This is a genomic window from Cytobacillus massiliigabonensis (genome assembly GCF_900199725.1).
GTDB classification, from domain to species: Bacteria; Bacillota; Bacilli; order Bacillales; family Cytobacillaceae; genus Cytobacillus; species Cytobacillus massiliigabonensis.
Genome location: NZ_LT904903.1, coordinates 357,915 through 360,528, shown reverse-complemented (window position 1 = coordinate 360,528; position 2,614 = coordinate 357,915). Strand labels below are relative to the sequence as shown.

Genomic DNA, 2,614 nt, shown 5'->3' with positions numbered 1-2,614 from the left:
TACCGTCAAGCGAAAGCAAATTCCAAAGATTAATTTCCAGTGTCAGAAACATAAAATGACCAGCTAACTGTTTATTAGCTGGTCATTTTATGTTTCTGATTTTTAGAAATTCTTAGATTTAGATTTTGAAGGCAATATATATCCTTCTCCTTTTTCATATAGCTTCAATAATTTCTGAATGAAGCTTATCTTAGGGACAACATAGTAAACAATAATTGCTGTGATAATGCTTATTAATGCTCCTGCAGCAACATCAGCAGGATAGTGCACGCCTACCCACATTCTTGATATTCCTACTAAGATAGCGGCTATCATCCATAAAAAGCCATACCCCTTTTTAAAAAGCCAAAAGGTCATACAAAACGAAAAGAACAGTATGGTATGGTCACTTGGAAATGAGTTCCCGACGGTCTTTTCTATTAATTTATTCACGTTTGCCAGTTCAGCAAAAGGCTGATAGTTTGAATGGAATGTTCCTGCTAGTTTTCCTATGATTTCAGCAAATATAAAAGTAATCATCGCACTTATAACCATCATTCTATTCTTATACTCACGAGTAAACCAATAAATGATGGTAGCCAGCGCTAAAAGGTAAACTGTATATTCAGCAATGAAAACAAATGGAGGATTTAAGAATGTGTATTCTTTCCCTAAGTCGTTAATCATTCTGAATATATTTATGTTCGTTTCTGTAAATGACATTAGCTGGTTTCCCCCCTACTTCCTTTCTTATACTACAATTATGTCCCATGCGCTGTAAATGGAAAATTTGTTTACCTTACATTAGCTTACACTTTTGTAAGGTAAGCGTTTAAACCAATAGATTAATTGAAAGTATTAAATATAGCATAGATAAAGTAAAACAATTAAAAAACGGATAACTAACTATATCTCAATGACATGGTTAGTTATCCATTTTTTATCGGCAATGCCTAAAAGAACTAGGCAAAACTATCTATTCATAAATGATGGGCCTAAATGGACTCGAACCATCGACCTCACGCTTATCAGGCGTGCGCTCTAACCAGCTGAGCTATAGGCCCGCATTATGGGGCGGCTGATGGGAATCGAACCCACGAATGTCGGAACCACAATCCGATGCGTTAACCACTTCGCCACAACCGCCATAATTAATGGCAGGGGTAGTAGGAATCGAACCCACACTGAAGGTTTTGGAGACCTTAGTTCTACCTTTAAACTATACCCCTATAAATGGTGGAGGGGGGCAGATTCGAACTGCCGAACCCGAAGGAGCGGATTTACAGTCCGCCGCGTTTAGCCACTTCGCTACCCCTCCGAAAAGATATGAAACATGCCGGCCAGAGGACTTGAACCCCCAACCTACTGATTACAAGTCAGTTGCTCTACCAATTGAGCTAGGCCGGCGTAATATAAATGGTGGCTCAGGACGGAATCGAACCGCCGACACAAGGATTTTCAGTCCTTTGCTCTACCGACTGAGCTACTGAGCCAAATATTATTTTATATCCTAAACATTGTTTGCACTAAAAACTGTGCTCAAAAATTCTCACGAATTTCCTCGCAGATCGCCGCTGAAGCTTAGTCATGGATGTTAGCGATCCTCTACCGACTGAGCTACTGAGCCAATTACAAATAAAAAAATGGCGGTCCGGACGGGACTCGAACCCGCGACCTCCTGCGTGACAGGCAGGCATTCTAACCAACTGAACTACCGGACCAATATTTTTATACTAATTAATGTGGAGGAGGAAAGGGGATTCGAACCCCTGCGCGGTTTGACCCGCCTGTCGGTTTTCAAGACCGATCCCTTCAGCCGGACTTGGGTATTCCTCCATACAATAAAGTAAGTAGCGGCAGAGGGGATCGAACCCCCGACCTCACGGGTATGAACCGTACGCTCTAGCCAGCTGAGCTACGCCGCCAAAATATAAATATTAATGTCTATGGTGGAGCCTAGCGGGATCGAACCGCTGACCTCCTGCGTGCAAGGCAGGCGCTCTCCCAGCTGAGCTAAGGCCCCATCTAATATATAAAATCGGGAAGACAGGATTTGAACCTGCGACCCCTTGGTCCCAAACCAAGTGCTCTACCAAGCTGAGCTACTTCTCTTATATAAATGGCGCGCCCGAAAGGAGTCGAACCCATAACCTTCTGATCCGTAGTCAGACGCTCTATCCAATTGAGCTACGGGCGCATTCATCCAAATAATAATGAGAAGTACACTAACCATACGATATTGCATGTTTATAAATTCTATATATTCGTCATTCACCAATATTTTAAATAATTGGAGCGGAAGACGGGATTCGAACCCGCGACCCCCACCTTGGCAAGGTGGTGTTCTACCACTGAACTACTTCCGCATATAAAAGACAAATAATGGTGACCCCTACGGGATTCGAACCCGTGTTACCGCCGTGAAAGGGCGGTGTCTTAACCGCTTGACCAAGGGGCCCATATAAAATGAGACGAAAAAAATAGCCCAACATTAGGGCTTAGCCTGGCGGCGTCCTACTCTCACAAGGGGACAGCCCCTAACTACCATTGGCGCTGAGAAGCTTAACTTCCGTGTTCGGGATGGGAACGGGTGTGACCTTCTCGCTATCGCCACCAGACTATTTTTTAGTTAAAG

At 43.3% G+C, this 2,614-nt stretch carries 1 protein-coding gene, 14 tRNA genes and 1 rRNA gene; all 16 read right to left on the bottom strand.

Features of this window, described 5'->3' with window-relative positions:
- Positions 1 to 102: 102 nt before the first annotated feature.
- The 16 genes from C1726_RS07935 to rrf all read right to left on the bottom strand — a co-directional run bounded on the left by C1726_RS07935 (position 103) and on the right by rrf (position 2,597).
- Positions 103 to 702: an undecaprenyl-diphosphatase gene (locus tag C1726_RS07935; protein ID WP_102272659.1), complete on the bottom strand. Its 600-nt coding sequence runs from the start codon at positions 700 to 702 to the stop codon at positions 103 to 105.
- A 267-nt stretch (positions 703 to 969) separates the two neighbouring features.
- A tRNA-Ile gene (locus C1726_RS07930) sits at positions 970 to 1,043 on the bottom strand.
- A gap of 6 nt (positions 1,044 to 1,049) precedes the next feature.
- Positions 1,050 to 1,125: transfer RNA gene (locus C1726_RS07925), tRNA-His, on the bottom strand.
- 9 nt (positions 1,126 to 1,134) lie between these two features.
- Positions 1,135 to 1,208: transfer RNA gene (locus C1726_RS07920), tRNA-Trp, on the bottom strand.
- Between the two features lie 5 nt (positions 1,209 to 1,213).
- Positions 1,214 to 1,297: transfer RNA gene (locus C1726_RS07915), tRNA-Tyr, on the bottom strand.
- 16 nt (positions 1,298 to 1,313) lie between these two features.
- A tRNA-Thr gene (locus C1726_RS07910) sits at positions 1,314 to 1,386 on the bottom strand.
- A 10-nt stretch (positions 1,387 to 1,396) separates the two neighbouring features.
- Positions 1,397 to 1,472: transfer RNA gene (locus tag C1726_RS07905), tRNA-Phe, on the bottom strand.
- Between the two features lie 151 nt (positions 1,473 to 1,623).
- A tRNA-Asp gene (locus tag C1726_RS07900) sits at positions 1,624 to 1,700 on the bottom strand.
- A gap of 22 nt (positions 1,701 to 1,722) precedes the next feature.
- Positions 1,723 to 1,815: transfer RNA gene (locus C1726_RS07895), tRNA-Ser, on the bottom strand.
- 15 nt (positions 1,816 to 1,830) lie between these two features.
- Positions 1,831 to 1,904 (bottom strand) — tRNA-Met (locus tag C1726_RS07890).
- 22 nt (positions 1,905 to 1,926) lie between these two features.
- Positions 1,927 to 2,002 (bottom strand) — tRNA-Ala (locus C1726_RS07885).
- Positions 2,003 to 2,020: 18 nt separating this feature from the next.
- A tRNA-Pro gene (locus tag C1726_RS07880) sits at positions 2,021 to 2,092 on the bottom strand.
- 7 nt (positions 2,093 to 2,099) lie between these two features.
- Positions 2,100 to 2,176: transfer RNA gene (locus C1726_RS07875), tRNA-Arg, on the bottom strand.
- 94 nt (positions 2,177 to 2,270) lie between these two features.
- Positions 2,271 to 2,345: transfer RNA gene (locus tag C1726_RS07870), tRNA-Gly, on the bottom strand.
- A gap of 17 nt (positions 2,346 to 2,362) precedes the next feature.
- Positions 2,363 to 2,437, bottom strand: a tRNA-Glu gene (locus C1726_RS07865).
- A gap of 43 nt (positions 2,438 to 2,480) precedes the next feature.
- A 5S ribosomal RNA gene (gene rrf, locus C1726_RS07860) occupies positions 2,481 to 2,597 on the bottom strand.
- Positions 2,598 to 2,614: the final 17 nt, after the last annotated feature.

Bases quoted from the DNA above. Each gene is read 5' to 3' on its own strand.
- C1726_RS07935 (WP_102272659.1), bottom strand. From the start codon at position 702: ATGTCATTTACAGAAACGAACATAAATATATTCAGAATGATTAACGAC.